We start from the raw sequence: 14,890 nt of genomic DNA on the forward strand, positions 1-14,890 counted from the left end.
CCGGGCTTTTTCCGTTAGAGGTGCCTCTTTTGCGTTCATTGTTCTGGCGCATCCTGGCCAGTTTCTGGCTAGCCATCGCCCTGGTTGCCGGGCTGTCGATCCTGCTCGGGCACATGCTGAACCAGGACGCCTGGATTCTCAGCCGCCACCCGGGCCTCAATACCCTGGCCAAGAACTGGACCCAGCGCTATGAACAGCAAGGGCCGGAATACGCCCAGCATTACCTCGAACACCGCAAGCGCCGCTACAACATCGATGTGCAAGTGCTCAACGACAGTGGCGACGCCGTCGTGCCCGGCACCTTCCCGCGCCGCGCCGCCGCCTTCGAGGCGCGCCGCCACAACGACGACCGGCGCCTGCCGTGGCGCCGCCTGACCGAGGAATACACCAGCCCCGACAGCGGCGAGACCTACCTGCTGATCTATCGCATCCCGCACCCGGAACTGGATGCCTGGCACCGCGACAGCCTGCTCTGGCCGTTGAGCGCCCTAGGCATCGCCCTGGTGGTGCTGACCCTGTTCAGCCTGCTGGTGACCCTGTCGATCACCCGCCCGCTGAGCCGCTTGCGCGGCGCCGTGCATGACCTGGGGCAAACTACCTACCAGCAGAACAGCCTGGCGCGCCTGGCCAACCGCCGTGACGAGTTCGGCGTACTGGCCAACGACTTCAACCGCATGGGTGCGCGGCTGCAGAGCCTGATCGGCAGCCAGCGCCAGCTATTGCGTGACGTTTCCCATGAACTGCGCTCGCCGCTGGCACGCCTGCGTATCGCCCTGGCCCTGGCCGAACGCGCCGAACCCGAGCAGCGCCAGGCCCTGTGGCCGCGCCTGACCCGCGAATGCGACCGCCTCGAAGCGCTGATCAGTGAGATCCTGGTGCTGGCCCGGGTCGATGCCGAACAGGCACGGGCCGAACCGGTGGACCTTGATGCCCTGCTGGCCGCCGTGCACAAGGACGCGCAACTGGGCGCGCCGGAGCAGGAGATCCTGCTGCAGCATGAACCCGGGCTCAACCTGCAAGGCTGGCCGACGCTGCTGGAACGGGCGCTGGATAACCTGCTGCGCAATGCCGTGCGCTTCAACCCGGCCGGGCAGCCGATTGAAATCACCGGGGTGCGCGAAAGCGACAAGATTGTGCTGAGTGTGCGTGACCATGGCCCGGGAGTGGCCGCAGAGCACCTGGCGCAGCTGGGCGAGCCGTTCTACCGGGCGCCCGGGCAAAGTGCCGCTGGCCATGGCCTGGGGTTGGCCATTGCGCGCAAGGCGGCGGAGCGCCATGGCGGCAGCTTGAGCCTGGGCAATCATCCCCAGGGCGGGTTTGTTGCCACGCTAGAGTTGCCACTGGCAAGGCCTGACTCAATATAGCTTCGGGGGGCAAGCCCGCTCCTACATTGTGGGAGCGGCGGTGCGACGCCTCGACTTGCCCCGCGATGAGGCCCTACCCCCCGCTGCTACTCCCAGGCACTGACAAAATCAGCCGTCGCCAGCACCGGTGCGGTGCGCGGTTCATTTTGTGGAGTACCCAGGTACAGGAAGGCGATGATCTCTTCGTTGCTCGCCAGCCCCAATTCCTTGGCCACATGCTTGCTGTACGAAAGCTCACCGGTACGCCATACCGCACCAATACCCTGGGCATGAGCCGCGAGCAAAATTCCGTGGGCCGCGCAACCGGCCGCCAGGCGTTGCTCGGACTGCGGCACCTTGAAGTGATCCTGCAGCCGCGCAACCACAACCACCAGCAACGGCGCCCGCAACGGCATGGCCCGGGCCTTGTCCAGCGCCGCCTGGCCGGTCTCGCCATTGAGTTTGACCGCTTCGGCGAGCAGTTCGCCGAGCTTGGCCCGCGCCTCGCCCTCGACCGTCAGGAAGCGCCAGGGCCGCAGCTGGCCGTGGTCCGGTGCCCGCAGGGCGGCCTGAAACAGCGCCTCGCGTTGTGCGGTATTGGGTGCCGGATCCAGCAGACGTGGAACCGAAACCCGGTTGAGCAATGCGTCGAGAGCCTCCATTGGCTACCCCTTGTAGATAAATGTCGGGCTATTCTAGCGTTTACTTAAAAAGGTCCATAGGTAGAATGGCGCCCTTCCGTTTTGAGTCAGAGCAGATCACATGGCGTTGCCGACCTTAAGGATCATTGGTTTCATCATCGGCATCTTCCTGATCACCCTGGCGATCAGCATGGTCGTGCCCATGGCCACCCTGGTGATCTTCGACCGCACGGGCGACCTGCCGTCGTTCCTGTGGGCCAGCATGATCACCTTTATCGCAGGCCTGGCCCTGGTCATCCAGGGCCGCCCCGAGCACGTGCACCTGCGCCCGCGCGACATGTACCTGCTGACGGTCAGCAGCTGGCTGGTGGTGTGCATCTTCGCCGCCCTGCCGTTCCTGCTGACCCAGCACATCAGCTACACCGACGCCTTTTTCGAAAGCATGTCCGGCATTACCGCCACCGGCGCCACCGTACTCAGCGGCCTCGACAGCATGTCGCCGGGTATCCTGATGTGGCGCTCGCTGCTGCACTGGCTCGGCGGTATCGGCTTTATCGCCATGGCCGTGGCGATCCTGCCGCTGCTGCGCATCGGCGGCATGCGCCTGTTCCAGACCGAGTCCTCGGACCGTTCCGAGAAGGTCATGCCACGCTCGCACATGGTCGCCAAGTCGATCGTGCTGGTGTACATCGGCATCACCACCCTCGGCGCCCTGGCCTTCTGGCTGGCGGGTATGAACGCCTTCGACGCGATCAACCACGCCATGTCGGCGATTTCCACCGGCGGTTTCTCTACCTCCGACCAGTCCCTGGCCAAGTGGGACATACCGGCGGTGCATTGGGTAGCGGTGGTGGTGATGATCCTCGGCAGCTTGCCGTTCGCCCTGTACGTGGCGACCATCCGCGGCAACCGCAAGGCGCTGATCAAGGACCAGCAGGTCCAGGGCCTGTTGGCGATGCTGGTGGCGACCTGGCTGGTGCTTGGCACCTGGTACTGGGCCACCACCAACCTGCACTGGCTCGACGCCCTGCGCCACGTGGCCCTGAACGTCACCTCGGTGGTCACCACCACCGGCTTCGCCCTGGGCGACTACAGCCTGTGGGGCAATTTCTCGCTGATGCTGTTCTTCTACCTGGGTTTTGTCGGCGGCTGCTCGGGTTCGACCGCTGGCGGCATCAAGATTTTCCGCTTCCAGGTGGCCTACATCCTGCTCAAGGCCAACTTGAACCAGCTGATTCACCCCCGGGCGGTGATCAAGCAGAAGTACAACGGCCACCGCCTCGATGAAGAGATCGTGCGTTCGATCCTGACCTTCTCGTTCTTCTTCGCCATCACCATCTGCGTCATCGCCCTGGCCCTGTCGCTGCTGGGTGTCGACTGGATGACCGCCCTGACCGGCGCCGCCAGCACCGTATCGGGCGTCGGCCCGGGCCTGGGCGAAACCATCGGCCCGGCCGGCAACTTCGCCACCCTACCGGATGCGGCCAAGTGGATTCTGGCCTTCGGCATGCTGCTCGGGCGTCTGGAGATCATTACGGTGCTGGTGCTATGTATGCCGGCGTTCTGGCGTCACTGACCGGCGGATCCTCTACCGGGGCCACCACGGCCCCGTTCAAGCGCGCCCGGTACTCGCCAGGGGTGACATCGAACCAGCGGCGAAACGCCCTGAAAAAATTGCTCGGGTCGGCGAAACCCAGAAGATAGGCAGCCTCCAGCAGGGTCATGTTGGCTTGCGCCAGGTACTGCTCGGCAAGCTCGCGGCGGGTATCGTCCAGCAGCGTCTGAAAGCTCGTGCCCTCTTCCTGCAAGCGCCGCTGCAAGGTGCGCTGCGACAGGTGCAGGGCCTGGGCGATGGTTTCGCGCTTGGGCTCGCCCTGGGGCAAAACCCGGCACAACACCTGGCGCGCACGATGGGTAACCCGGCTTTCCGAGAAGCGCGCCAGGTATTCGCCAGCAAAGCGGTCGTGCAAGGTGGCCATGGCCTCGTTGGCCGTCGGCAGCGGCGCCTCCATATCAGCGCGCTCGAACACCAGCGCATCGTAGGGTGCGCTGAACACCAGCGGGGCATGGAATGCGGTCTTGTAAGGGCCCAAGTCCTTGGGCTGCGGCCCCTGGACCAGCACCCGACGCGGCTGGATCACCCGCCCGCTGAGCCAGCTGCATAGCGCCAGGGCGCAGGCCAGCGAGGCTTCGGCACTGTGCCGGGTGGGTGGCAGGTGATCGCCATGCACGGTCAGAATCAACGCATAGCCGTCGGGCTCAAGGCGAAAACTCAGGTCGGAGCTTTCGGCGATGATCCGCTGATAGCGCACCAGCCGCTCGAAACCTTCGGCCAGGGTGCGGCTCGACATCAGCGCGTAGCCGACCACATGAAAGGACGCCGGGCGTACCACCCGCGCCATGTTCAGGCCAATCGCCTGGTTGCCGGAAAGGTCGACCGCCAACTGCCACAGGCGGGTCATGGAGTCCTGGGTGAAGCGTGCGTCGGGATCGTCCAGCGCGGTGAAATCCAGGCCAAGTTGCTTGAACATGGCACGGCAATCGAGCCCTTCCAGTTCAAGTGCCTTGACGATCCCTGATGCCCAGCTTGCTGACGTGGTTCTTTCGCTCATGGCTGGCTTCTTTTGTTACCGACAAGCCGCTCCTGCGGCGATCTCAAAGGATACTCAATTGGCGCCTATTGTCACTGCTCTGTAGTGTTACTCACTCTAGACTCAGATCAGGCTCCACGCCGTGTATCTTCGTCAGATTGACCAGACTCTGGAGCAGTGTCGTGAACAGCCCTCAGCAATTTCGCAGTTTTGCCGAGTTCTACCCTTATTACCTGGGTGAGCACAGTAATCCCACCTGCCGGCGCCTGCATTTCGTCGGTACCAGCCTGGTCATCGCCGTACTCGCCTTTGCCCTGGGCAGCGGCAACTGGTTGCTGCTGCTGGCCCTGCCCTTTGCCGGTTACGGCTTTGCCTGGGTCGGGCACTTCTTCTTCGAGAAAAACCGCCCCGCCACCTTCAAGCACCCGCTGTACAGCCTGATTGGCGACTTCGCCATGTACCGCGACATGCTGCGCGGCAAGGTCAGCTTCTGATTTCGGCCCGCAAGGTCAGAAACCCGTCCCATGCGGCCACTGCCCCGACCAACGGTACAGGTAGAGTGCCCTGAAACCCCGCGTTTCGGAGCGCCGATGAACCAGCAAGCCCGCTTTAACCACATGCAGGACGGTACCGAGCAGGACTGGGCAATCATCGCCGAGGATTTCAGGGCCTACGCCAGCCAGCTGGCCGATCGCATCCTGGCGCACCTGCGGCTGCTCGATGGTGACTTCGGCGGCTTTCCCATCGACCGCCTGAGCCACTCCCTGCAAACCGCCAGCCGCGCCTGGCGTGACGGGCGCGATGAAGAGTACGTGGTCTGCGCGCTGCTGCACGACATCGGCGACACCCTCGGCAGCTATAACCACCCGGACATCGCCGCCGCCATCCTCAAGCCGTTCATCAGCCCGGAAAACCTGTGGATGGTGGAAAAACACGGGGTGTTCCAGGGCTACTACTTTTTCCATCACCTGGGCATGGACCGGCACCTGCGCGAGCAATTCCAGGGCCATCCGCAATTCCAGCAAACCATCGAGTTCTGTGCCCGCTACGATGCCGCCGCCTTCGATCCGGGCTACGACAGCCTGCCCCTGAGCTTCTTCGAGCCGATGCTGCAGCGCCTGTTCGCCAAGCCCCGGCAGTCGATCTACAAGGCCGCGCTAGAGCAACCCGCCGCCACTGCCTGAATCCACCAGTTCCTCCAGCCCGGCCTGGCGCCGGGCGGCTTCGGCCTGGGCGTCGGCCAGGCGATAAAGCTCGATGCTGCCGTCCCAGTGCTCGATCAGTGCCGTGCACGACTCGACCCAATCACCGCAGTTGAGGTAATCCACCTCGCCGACCTTGCGGATCTCGGCATGGTGAATGTGCCCGCAAACCACGCCATGAAAGCCGCGTTTGACGCACTCATGGGCGATGGCCTCCTCAAAGTCGCTGATGAAGCTGACTGCACTCTTGACCTTGTGCTTGAGGTACGCCGACAGCGACCAATAACCGTAGCCATAGCGCGCACGCCAGTGGTTGAGCCAGCGGTTGAGGGTCAGGATGAATTCGTAGGCCGAATCGCCGAGGAACGCCAGCCAGCGGTGATAACGGGTGATCACGTCGAACTGGTCGCCATGAATCACCAGCAGGCGCCGGCCATCGGCGGTCAGGTGCTCGGCCTGGTCGACCAACTGGATATTGCCCAGCACCAGCTTGGAGTAGCGACGCAGGAACTCGTCATGGTTGCCGGTCACGTAGATCACCTCGGTGCCGCGCTTGCTCATGGTCAGCAGGCGGCGGATCACGTTGGTGTGCGCCTGGGGCCAGTACATGCCGCCGCGCAGCTTCCAGCCGTCGATGATGTCGCCGACCAGGTAGATGCGATCGGCCTGGTAACCCTTGAGAAACTGCGACAGGTGTTCGGCCTGGCAATCCCGGGTGCCCAGGTGCACGTCCGAGATCCACAAGGTACGCACGCGCTGTTTGCGCGAGGGTCTGGCAAGCTCGGCACGGGTCATCGGCAGGCTCCGGGAAGGTTTGCGCCAGCTTGCCAAGCAGCGGTGAATCGAACATGACCGCCCGGTGTCGGTCTGATGACATGCCCGGCCCGCCTGCTTGCCTGTACACTGCTGCGATTGCCGGAGGAGCCTTCGATGAGCCGCGCCCCGATACTTTCCCTGCGCCATTATCGCCACGACCTGATCGCCCATAGCCACGACCACCCGCAACTGGTGTTCGGCCTGCGCGGGCGCCTGGAATTCGAGGTCGAGGGCCGCGGCGCGCAGCTGGACCGCCAGGACCTGATGGTGGTCCCGGCTGGCCGCCATCACACCTGCGGCAGTACCGTCGGTAGCGATTGCCTGGTGCTGGACGTCCCGCTCGACAACTGGCTGGGCCAGAGCCTGGGTGCGCACCTGGACGCCAGCCAGCGCCTGCTCGAACGGGCCGGGCCATTGAACCTGGACCATCGTCAGCAGCAACTGGTCGACTGGCTGGCGGCCAGCCCGATCAACGATCCGCTAATCGCCCAGCAAGGTGCAGTGTTGCTGCTGGCCAGCCTGAACGGCGGCGCGGCGCCCGTTGCGCCGACAACCTCACTGCCCTATGCCCGCTTCGATGCGCATATCGAGCAGAACGCCGCCTACCCGCTGCAGGTGGCCGACCTGGCGCGCCTGGCCGGGCTATCCAGCGCGCGCCTGCATGCGCGGTTCATGGCTGAATGCGGGGTCACGCCCATGGACTATGTACGCCAGCGTCGCCTGCTACGCGCGCGGCAGCTACTACGCGATACCCGCTTGCCGATCGGCGATATCGCCTGCCAGGTCGGCTACAGCTCGCAAAGCGCCTTTGCCGCCGCCATGCTCAAGGCGTTTGGCCGCACGCCTGGTGCCTTGCGCCGCGATTGTGCCGACAATTGACGCGAGGACCGCGACAGACAGCGCCAGCGCCGCCCCCGTAAACTGGCGCCGCTGCCCTGCTCTCTGACAAGGACCACCATGAATCACCGCACTGCCCTCGGCGCCCTGCACATCGGCGCACTGTTTTTCGGCCTGACCGGCGTATTCGGCAAACTGGCCAGCGCCGCGCCGGCGATCATCGTCTTCGGCCGAGCCGCTTTTGCCGTGCTGGCATTGGCCGTGTTCGCAGGCTTTGCGCGCAAGGCCTGGCAGCCCCTGCAGGCCCAGGACTGGCGCCGCCTGCTGCTCGGCGGCGTACTGCTGGCCGGGCACTGGGTGAGCTTTTTCATTTCGGTGAAAGTCGCCGGTGTCGCCATCGCCACCCTCGGCTTTGCCAGCTTCCCGGCCTTTACCGTGATCCTTGAAGGCCTGCTGTTTCGCGAGCGCATCCGCACCAACGAGATCGTCCTGGTGCTGCTGGTGAGCATCGGCCTGGTGCTGGTAACCCCGGACTTCGACCTGGCCAGCCAGGCCACCGGCGGCCTGCTTTGGTCGCTGCTGTCAGGCCTGCTGTTTTCACTGCTGTCATTGACCAACCGTGCAGGCTCCGGGCGCATCCCGGCGGTGCAGGCGGCACTGTGCCAGAACGCCGTGGTCGCCCTGTGCCTGTTGCCGGTGGCCGCGCCGGCGCTGGGCAGCGTCAGCGCCATGGACTGGCTGTGGATCGGCCTGCTCGGGGTGTTCTGTACCGGCGTCGCCCACAGCCTGTTCGTCGCCAGCCTGGCGGTGATCAAGGCGCGCACCGCTGCCGTGGTGTTTGCTCTGGAGCCGGTCTACGGCATCGCCATGGCGTGGTTGATCTTCGCCGAAACCCCGACTTTGCGCATGCTTATGGGCGGTGTGCTGATCATTCTCGCCATCGTCATTTCCAGCCGCCTGGCGGCCGGCAATCAAGTAGGCAAGGCGGCGGTCGCCGAGGGCTGAGGGTCAGGGCCGGTCGTTGTGACCCAGATCACGCTGCGGGTCGATCTGGTCGCGCACGCGCTGCTTGAGCACCTTGGCTTCAGGGAAGCCGCCATCGGCCTTGCGCTCCCAGATCTGCACGCCGTCGCAGGTAATACGGAAGGAGCCACCGGTGGCGGGTTCAAGGGCCACCCGCGCCAGATCGTCACTGAAGGTGCTCAGCAGTTCCTGGGCCAGCCAGGCGGCACGCAGCAGCCATTGGCACTGGGTGCAGTAGGTAATGACAATTTCCGGTTTATGCGCGGACATACACTGAAGGTCTCCTGACAGGTGGGCGCGCTTATACTAGCGGTCTTTAGCCTTCGCTCCGAGAGTCATGATGCACCGCCTGCTGTTATCCCTGCTGCTGATGTTCGTTTGCTTCCCGCTGCTGGCCGCCGAAGCGCCCCGACCGAAAGTCGGCCTGGTGCTCTCCGGCGGTGCTGCCCGTGGCCTGGCCCATATCGGCGTGCTCAAGGCCCTGGAAGAACAGGGCATCAAGGTCGATGCGATTGCCGGCACCAGCATGGGCGCGGTGGTCGGCGGCCTGTACGCCTCCGGCTACAAGATCGACGAACTGGAAAAGCTCGCCCTCAACATCGACTGGCAGCAGGCGCTGTCCGACGCGCCGCCGCGCAAGGACGTGCCGTTTCGGCGCAAGCAGGATGACCGCGACTTTCTCGTCAAACAAAAGCTCAGCTTTCGCGACGACGGCAGCCTGGGCCTGCCGCTGGGGGTGATCCAGGGCCAGAACCTGTCGCTGCTGCTGGAAAGCATGCTCGCCCACACCAGCGACACCCGCGACTTCGACAAGCTGCCGATTCCCTTCCGCGCCGTGGCCACCGACATCGCCAGCGGCGAAAAGGTGGTATTCCGTCGTGGCCACCTGCCCCAGGTGATTCGCGCCAGCATGTCGATCCCGGCGGTGTTCGCCCCGGTCGAGATCGATGGCCGGCTACTGGTCGATGGCGGCATGGTCGACAACATTCCCCTGGACGTCGCGCGCGAGATGGGTGTGGACGTGGCCATCGTCGTCGACATCGGCACCCCGCTGCGCAGCCGCAAGCAGCTGGCAACCGTGGTCGATGTGCTCAACCAGTCGATCACCCTGATGACCCGACGCAACTCCGAAGAGCAACTGGCAGCGCTGCACCGCGACGACATTCTCATCCAGCCACCGCTGTCGAGTTTTGGCGTCACCGATTTCGGCCGAGCCCAGGACATGATCGACGCCGGCTACCGCGCCGCCCGCGCTTTGGACGCACGCCTGGCGGTGCTCAAGCGCCCGCAGGCCAGCGACGGCGAGCTGCTGGCCGCACGCTCGCCGAGCCAGCGCACACCGGTGATCACCGCGATCCGCATCGAGAACGATTCGAAAGTCAGCGACGACGTGATCCGCTACTACATTCGCCAACCCATCGGCGAGCCACTGGAACTGGGCCGCCTGCAGACCGACATGGGCACCCTGTACGGCCTCGACTACTTCGACCGGGTCCAGTACCGGGTAGTGCACACGGGTGACGACAACACCCTGGTGATCAACGCCCGTGGCCGTCGCGGCGGCACCGACTACCTGCGCCTGGGCCTGAACCTGTCGGACGACATGCGCGGCGACAGCGCCTTCAACATCGGTGCCAGCTACCGGGTCAACGGCATCAACTCCCTCGGCGCCGAATGGCTGACCCGCGCGCAGATCGGCGACCAGCAAGAGCTGTACAGCGAGTTCTACCAGCCGCTGGATGCCGGCTCGCGCTATTTCATCGCGCCATACATTGACCTCGGCTCGCAAAACATCGAGGCGACCCTGGACGACGACCCGATTGCCGAATACCGTCTGGAGCGCTATGGCTTCGGTCTCAACCTCGGTCGGCAGATCGGCAACAACGGCGAAGTGCGCTTTGGCGTCGGCCAGGCCTGGGGCCAGGCCGAGGTGCGCATCGGCGACCAGGACCTGCCCAAGGTCAACTTCAACGAAGGCTTCTACGAACTCAAGTACTCGTTCGACAGCCTCGACAACGTCTACTTCCCCCACAGCGGCGAAGACATCAACCTGACTTTGCGCCAGTACGACCCGAACCTGGGCTCGGACCAGCGCTACCGGCAGTGGGACTTGAACATCGACAAGGCCATGAGCAGCGGCCCCAACACCTGGGTGGTAGGCGGGCGCTACGGCAGGACCCTGGATGATGCCGAAGTGGTCACCTCAAGCTTCGTGCTCGGCGGCGCCCGGCAGCTGTCGGGCTTTCGCCAGGATTCGGTATCCGGGCAAAACGTCAGCCTGATGCGCGTGGTCTACTACCGCCGCCTGACCCCACGCGCCTACCTGCCGCTGGACTTCCCGTTGTACCTGGGCGGTTCGCTGGAGCGCGGCCGGGCCTGGAACAACGACAACGAGTTCGACAGTGGCTACATCAATGCAGCCAGCATCTTCGTCGGTTTCGAGACGCCCCTGGGGCCGCTGAACTTCAGCTACGGGGCCAACAGCGAGAATCAGAAGGCGATGTACCTGAACCTGGGTCACACCTTCTGAGCAGGATCAGGACTTTTCCAGGTTGGCCAGGATCCGCGCATGGACGCGCATGCAAATGCGCATGTCCTCTTCGTCAACACCGACGAACAGCTCGGCGCGCAAGGCGTTGGCAATGGTTTCGATCTGGTCGATCAAAGGCTTGGCCGGTGGGCAGAGGAGGATTTTTTTCGCCCGTCGGTCTTCGAGCACCGCCTGACGGCGCACCAGCCCCTGGGTTTCCAGGCTATCGAGCAAGCGGGCCAGGGTCGGCCCCTCGACGCCGACACTCTGGGCCAGCTCGCGCTGGGTCGGCGCCTCGTCGAAACGAGCCAGGTGCAGCAGCACCAGCCAGCGGGCCTGGGACAGGTTCAGCCCGGCCAGGCGGCGATCCAGTTCGGCGCGCCAGCCGCGGGACATGTGTGCCAGCTGCATCCCGAATTTGTGTTGGTCGGTCAACGGCATAGAGAAACTCATCATCAGAACTAATTATTAGTCAGCTAACCATGACCGTGAGCCGCAGGCAAGGCTCATACGGCTGGCGGTGCTTCGATAATCGTTATAAATGATGACAAGGCCGGTTTTACATCTCGAATTCGGCAGCCAGCGCGGCCCGTACGCAATACAAAACACCTTCGGGCACTCGCCCGCCAAACTGCTCGGCAATCGCCGACACCGGCGGCAACTCGCCTTCACCATCGAGGAAGGCATCCTGAACTTCGCCCAGCAGGTCTTCCGGCAGGTCCAGGGCCTGGTCCAGCGACAGCTCCTGGCGGCCAATGGCCTCGGCAAGCAGGCTGTAGACGTTCTTTTCGCTGCAGTTCAGCTGCCCGGCGATCTGCATCGGAGTCATGCCGGCGCGGGCCAGGCTGACCAGTTCGTGGCGCAGGTCGGTGACGATCTTTGGCGCTTCGACGCCGCCACCCAGCACTTCGAGGAAGGCTTCGCCGTAACGCTCGAGCTTGCGCGCACCGACGCCGCTGACCCGGCCCATCTCGCTGAGGCTGGTGGGCTGGCTGCGCAGCATCTCCAGCAGGGTCGAATCGGGGAAGATCACATACGGCGGCACGCCATGTTCTTCGGCCAGCTTGCGGCGCAACGCACGCAGGGCTTCCCATTGTTCGCGCTCTTCGCCACGCACCAGCTGGCTGGCCGGGCTGCCGCCACTGCTGCTGCCACCCTTGCTGCTGGTTTGTGGCTTGAGATCTTTACGCAGCTCGAGGCTGACTTCACCGCGCAGCAACGGCCGGCACGTGTCGGACAGGCGCAGGCCGCCGTAGCCTTCGAGGTCGATGTCGGCCAGGCCGCGGGCGACCAACTGGCGGAACAGCGAACGCCAGTCGTGCTCGGAGCGGTCCTTGCCAACGCCGTACACGGCCAGTTTCTCGTGGCCGAAATTGCGGATCTTTTCGTTATCGCGGCCCAGCAGCACATCCACCAGGTGGCCGACGCCATAACGCTGACCGGTACGGTACACCGCCGACAGCGCCTGGCGCGCAGGCTCGGTGGCATCCCAGGTCTGCACGCCATCGATGCAGTTGTCGCAGTGGCCGCACGGCTGCGGCAACTCTTCGTCGAAGTAGTTGAGCAGGGTCTGGCGGCGGCAGCGGGTTTCTTCACACAAGGCGAGCATGGCATCGAGCTTGTGTTGCTCGATGCGCTTGTGGCGCTCGTCGCCTTCAGAGTTTTGCAGCATCTGCTTGAGCATTACCATGTCCTGCAGGCCGTAGGCCATCCAGGCATCGGCAGGCAGGCCGTCACGACCGGCGCGGCCTGTTTCCTGGTAGTAGGCCTCGAGCGACTTGGGCAGGTCGAGGTGAGCAACGAAGCGTACGTTGGGCTTGTCGATGCCCATGCCGAAGGCAATGGTGGCGACCATGATCAGGCCTTCCTCGTTGAGAAAGCGCCGCTGGTTGGAGGCGCGGGTCTCGGCAGGCAGGCCGGCATGGTAAGGCAAGGCCGGGAAGCCCTGCTCGCACAGGTAGGCGGCGACGTCGTCGACCTTCTTGCGCGACAGGCAGTAGACGATACCGGCGTTGCCGCGCCGCTCGCCGAGGAACGCCAGCAACTGCTTGCGCGGCTGCTCCTTGGGCACGATGCGGTAGAAGATGTTCGGCCGGTCGAAGCTCGACAGGAAGCGCTCGGCGTTCTGCAGGTGCAGGCGGGTGACGATCTCTTCACGGGTGCGCATGTCCGCGGTGGCGGTCAGGGCAATGCGCGGCACGTTGGGGAACAGCTCGGCCAGTTGCCCCAGTTGCAGGTACTCGGGACGGAAGTCATGGCCCCACTGCGACACACAGTGGGCCTCGTCGATGGCAAACAGGGCGATGTCGAGGGTACGCAGGAAATCGAGCATGCGCGGCTGCACCAGGCGCTCGGGAGCCAGGTAGAGCATCTTCACTTCGCCGCGGCGGATACGCCCGGCCAGTTCGCGTTGCTGCTCGGCGCTGAGGGTCGAGTTCAACGAAGCGGCGGCCACGCCCAATTCGTCGAGGGTCGCCACCTGGTCGTCCATCAGCGCGATCAACGGCGATACCACCACCGCCAGGCCAGGGCGCAACAGGGCCGGGACCTGGAAGCACAGCGACTTGCCGCCGCCGGTGGGCATCAGGACCAGCGCATCGCCACCCTTGGCCACGCATTCGATGATCGCGCCCTGGCGACCCCGAAAACTGTCGTAACCGAAGATGTCCTTGAGGACGCGCTGAGCCTGTTCGAGCATAAAAACTCCAAAAATCGCAGAACCATCCTGGGCACAGGCTGGACGAAAAATCCGCTGGCGACACCCGAAAATGCGTAAGCGGCTTTTACCCGACCCCCGAGTTACAAGGGCCCTGGGATAAAAGCCGGGCATTATACCGGAGCCTGCGGCCTAGCAGGATGCTCTGCGATAGACGTCTTCCTTTGCCTCGTTTGCGCTGCAAGGTGCTAGAATTCAGTATCGTTTATTCCCAAGGTAGCCCCGTAATGTCCTTCGCCGAGCAACTGACCCGCCTGCAAGCCTTCCTCGACGCCGACGAGCTGCATGAAGAGGCGCTCGACTACGTGGCCGCCCACGGTTTCCTGACCGCGCTGTCGATCGGTGCCGAAGAGGTTCCCGAGCGCGAATGGATCGACGCCCTGTTCGCCGAAGAGCCGCATTACAAGGACGACGCCCAGCGTGAAGAGATCGAAGCCACGCTGATCCAGCTCAAAGCCCACGTTGCCCGCCAGCTGGCCAGCGACGAGGAATTCGAACTGCCGTGCGACCTCGACCTGGGTGAAGACCCGGACGACTCCGACCTGCGCGGCTGGTGCATCGGCTTCATGGAAGGCGTGTTCATGCGCGAAGAGGCCTGGTTCGAGACCGCTGAAGACGAAGTCAGCGAGATGCTCCTGCCGATCATGGTCGGTTCCGGCCTGTTCGATGAACAGCCAGAATTCGAAGACATCGCCAAGGACGCCAACCTGCAGGACGACATGATCGTGCAGATCCCTGAAGCCCTGACCGCGCTGTACCTGCTGCTGCACGCGCCGGACGAGAAGCCAGCCCTGCTCAAGCCTCGCCACCACTGAGTCGGCGTCCATGCGCTACCTGCTGCTGGCCATCGGCTGGCTCAGCGTCGCGCTGGGGGTGATCGGGATCTTCCTGCCGGTACTGCCGACCACCCCGTTCCTGCTCCTGGCTGCTGCGTGCTTTGCGCGCAGCTCGCCGCGCTTTCACCACTGGCTGGTCAACCACCCCAAGCTCGGGCCGTGGATTCGTGACTACCTCAGTGGCGAAGGCATTCCCCTCAAAGGCAAGGTCTACGCCATCGGCCTGATGTGGCTGAGCATCGGTTTGTCCTGCTACCTGGTGCCGCTGATCTGGGCGCGGGGGTTCATGCTCACCAGCGCGGTGCTGGTGAGCATTTACATCCTGCGGCAAAAAACCCTGCGGCGCCCGTCCTGA

15 protein-coding genes are annotated in these 14,890 nt (G+C 64.3%); 9 read left to right on the forward strand and 6 right to left on the reverse strand.

The genetic code is table 11. The annotated features are described in order from the left end of the window. Positions 1 to 29 precede the first annotated feature (29 nt). Positions 30 to 1,364: a sensor histidine kinase gene (locus BLR26_RS22795; protein ID WP_045200105.1), complete on the forward strand. Its 1,335-nt coding sequence runs from the start codon at positions 30 to 32 to the stop codon at positions 1,362 to 1,364. A gap of 86 nt (positions 1,365 to 1,450) precedes the next feature. Here BLR26_RS22795 and BLR26_RS22800 read toward each other — a convergent pair whose 3' ends face one another. Then, positions 1,451 to 2,005: a nitroreductase family protein gene (locus BLR26_RS22800; protein ID WP_093385824.1), complete on the reverse strand. Its 555-nt coding sequence runs from the start codon at positions 2,003 to 2,005 to the stop codon at positions 1,451 to 1,453. 100 nt (positions 2,006 to 2,105) lie between these two features. On the opposite strand from BLR26_RS22800, the gene BLR26_RS22805 reads away from it, so the two are divergent. Continuing rightward, a complete protein-coding gene (locus BLR26_RS22805) occupies positions 2,106 to 3,560 on the forward strand; it encodes a TrkH family potassium uptake protein (protein WP_093385829.1) in 1,455 nt (484 codons plus the stop codon). Here the strand turns inward: BLR26_RS22805 and BLR26_RS22810 are convergent. Continuing rightward, positions 3,517 to 4,596, reverse strand: a complete 1,080-nt coding sequence (locus tag BLR26_RS22810; protein WP_045200099.1) for an AraC family transcriptional regulator — start codon at positions 4,594 to 4,596, stop codon at positions 3,517 to 3,519. The two genes, BLR26_RS22805 and BLR26_RS22810, sit on opposite strands and share 44 nt — an antisense overlap. Before the next feature lie 161 nt (positions 4,597 to 4,757). Here BLR26_RS22810 and BLR26_RS22815 point away from each other — a divergent pair, with 161 nt between their 5' ends. Together BLR26_RS22815 and BLR26_RS22820 are read left to right on the forward strand one after the other, a co-directional pair. Next, positions 4,758 to 5,069 (forward strand): Mpo1-like protein, encoded by a 312-nt coding sequence (locus tag BLR26_RS22815; protein ID WP_093385834.1) that lies wholly within the window; start codon positions 4,758 to 4,760, stop codon positions 5,067 to 5,069. 96 nt (positions 5,070 to 5,165) lie between these two features. Continuing rightward, a complete protein-coding gene (locus BLR26_RS22820; RefSeq protein WP_093385838.1) occupies positions 5,166 to 5,759 on the forward strand; it encodes an HD domain-containing protein in 594 nt (197 codons plus the stop codon). Here the strand turns inward: BLR26_RS22820 and BLR26_RS22825 are convergent. Next, complete coding sequence (locus BLR26_RS22825; protein WP_093385843.1) at positions 5,733 to 6,572, reverse strand: UDP-2,3-diacylglucosamine diphosphatase; 840 nt, start codon at positions 6,570 to 6,572, stop codon at positions 5,733 to 5,735. The two genes, BLR26_RS22820 and BLR26_RS22825, sit on opposite strands and share 27 nt — an antisense overlap. A 135-nt stretch (positions 6,573 to 6,707) precedes the next feature. On the opposite strand from BLR26_RS22825, the gene BLR26_RS22830 reads away from it, so the two are divergent. Both BLR26_RS22830 and BLR26_RS22835 read left to right on the forward strand, forming a co-directional pair. Then, the gene (locus BLR26_RS22830) at positions 6,708 to 7,472 is read left to right on the forward strand and encodes an AraC family transcriptional regulator (RefSeq protein WP_093385847.1); all 765 of its coding nucleotides are present in this window, start codon (positions 6,708 to 6,710) and stop codon (positions 7,470 to 7,472) included. 78 nt (positions 7,473 to 7,550) lie between these two features. Next, complete coding sequence (locus BLR26_RS22835) at positions 7,551 to 8,435, forward strand: DMT family transporter (RefSeq protein WP_093385851.1); 885 nt, start codon at positions 7,551 to 7,553, stop codon at positions 8,433 to 8,435. Between the two features lie 3 nt (positions 8,436 to 8,438). On the opposite strand, the gene BLR26_RS22840 is transcribed toward BLR26_RS22835, so the two are convergent. Then, on the reverse strand, positions 8,439 to 8,723 hold the full coding sequence (locus BLR26_RS22840; RefSeq protein ID WP_045200087.1) for an Rdx family protein: 285 nt from the start codon (positions 8,721 to 8,723) through the stop codon (positions 8,439 to 8,441). A 70-nt stretch (positions 8,724 to 8,793) separates the two neighbouring features. Between BLR26_RS22840 and BLR26_RS22845 the strand changes: the two genes are divergently transcribed. After that, on the forward strand, positions 8,794 to 10,983 hold the full coding sequence (locus tag BLR26_RS22845) for a patatin-like phospholipase family protein (RefSeq protein ID WP_093385855.1): 2,190 nt from the start codon (positions 8,794 to 8,796) through the stop codon (positions 10,981 to 10,983). Positions 10,984 to 10,989: 6 nt separating this feature from the next. On the opposite strand, the gene BLR26_RS22850 is transcribed toward BLR26_RS22845, so the two are convergent. Both BLR26_RS22850 and recQ read right to left on the reverse strand, forming a co-directional pair. Continuing rightward, on the reverse strand, positions 10,990 to 11,424 hold the full coding sequence (locus tag BLR26_RS22850) for a MarR family transcriptional regulator (RefSeq protein WP_045200083.1): 435 nt from the start codon (positions 11,422 to 11,424) through the stop codon (positions 10,990 to 10,992). A 118-nt stretch (positions 11,425 to 11,542) separates the two neighbouring features. Continuing rightward, on the reverse strand, positions 11,543 to 13,681 hold the full coding sequence (gene recQ / locus BLR26_RS22855; RefSeq protein WP_045200081.1) for a DNA helicase RecQ: 2,139 nt from the start codon (positions 13,679 to 13,681) through the stop codon (positions 11,543 to 11,545). 245 nt (positions 13,682 to 13,926) lie between these two features. Between recQ and BLR26_RS22860 the strand changes: the two genes are divergently transcribed. Both BLR26_RS22860 and BLR26_RS22865 read left to right on the forward strand, forming a co-directional pair. Then, positions 13,927 to 14,514: a UPF0149 family protein gene (locus BLR26_RS22860; RefSeq protein ID WP_045200079.1), complete on the forward strand. Its 588-nt coding sequence runs from the start codon at positions 13,927 to 13,929 to the stop codon at positions 14,512 to 14,514. 10 nt (positions 14,515 to 14,524) lie between these two features. Next, complete coding sequence (locus tag BLR26_RS22865; RefSeq protein ID WP_045200076.1) at positions 14,525 to 14,890, forward strand: YbaN family protein; 366 nt, start codon at positions 14,525 to 14,527, stop codon at positions 14,888 to 14,890.

Origin of the sequence: Pseudomonas sp. UC 17F4 (assembly GCF_900101695.1) — a bacterium.
GTDB lineage: Bacteria > Pseudomonadota > Gammaproteobacteria > Pseudomonadales > Pseudomonadaceae > Aquipseudomonas.

Excerpts from the sequence above, each read along its gene's own strand:
- BLR26_RS22800 (WP_093385824.1), bottom strand. The coding sequence starts at position 2,005 with ATGGAGGCTCTCGACGCATTGCTCAACCGGGTTTCGGTTCCACGTCTG.
- BLR26_RS22805 (WP_093385829.1), top strand. The coding sequence starts at position 2,106 with ATGGCGTTGCCGACCTTAAGGATCATTGGTTTCATCATCGGCATCTTC.
- BLR26_RS22810 (WP_045200099.1), bottom strand. The coding sequence starts at position 4,596 with ATGAGCGAAAGAACCACGTCAGCAAGCTGGGCATCAGGGATCGTCAAG.
- BLR26_RS22820 (WP_093385838.1), top strand. The coding sequence starts at position 5,166 with ATGAACCAGCAAGCCCGCTTTAACCACATGCAGGACGGTACCGAGCAG.
- BLR26_RS22825 (WP_093385843.1), bottom strand. The coding sequence starts at position 6,572 with ATGACCCGTGCCGAGCTTGCCAGACCCTCGCGCAAACAGCGCGTGCGT.
- BLR26_RS22830 (WP_093385847.1), top strand. The coding sequence starts at position 6,708 with ATGAGCCGCGCCCCGATACTTTCCCTGCGCCATTATCGCCACGACCTG.
- BLR26_RS22835 (WP_093385851.1), top strand. The coding sequence starts at position 7,551 with ATGAATCACCGCACTGCCCTCGGCGCCCTGCACATCGGCGCACTGTTT.
- BLR26_RS22840 (WP_045200087.1), bottom strand. The coding sequence starts at position 8,723 with ATGTCCGCGCATAAACCGGAAATTGTCATTACCTACTGCACCCAGTGC.
- BLR26_RS22845 (WP_093385855.1), top strand. The coding sequence starts at position 8,794 with ATGCACCGCCTGCTGTTATCCCTGCTGCTGATGTTCGTTTGCTTCCCG.
- BLR26_RS22850 (WP_045200083.1), bottom strand. The coding sequence starts at position 11,424 with ATGCCGTTGACCGACCAACACAAATTCGGGATGCAGCTGGCACACATG.
- recQ (WP_045200081.1), bottom strand. The coding sequence starts at position 13,681 with ATGCTCGAACAGGCTCAGCGCGTCCTCAAGGACATCTTCGGTTACGAC.
- BLR26_RS22860 (WP_045200079.1), top strand. The coding sequence starts at position 13,927 with ATGTCCTTCGCCGAGCAACTGACCCGCCTGCAAGCCTTCCTCGACGCC.
- BLR26_RS22865 (WP_045200076.1), top strand. The coding sequence starts at position 14,525 with ATGCGCTACCTGCTGCTGGCCATCGGCTGGCTCAGCGTCGCGCTGGGG.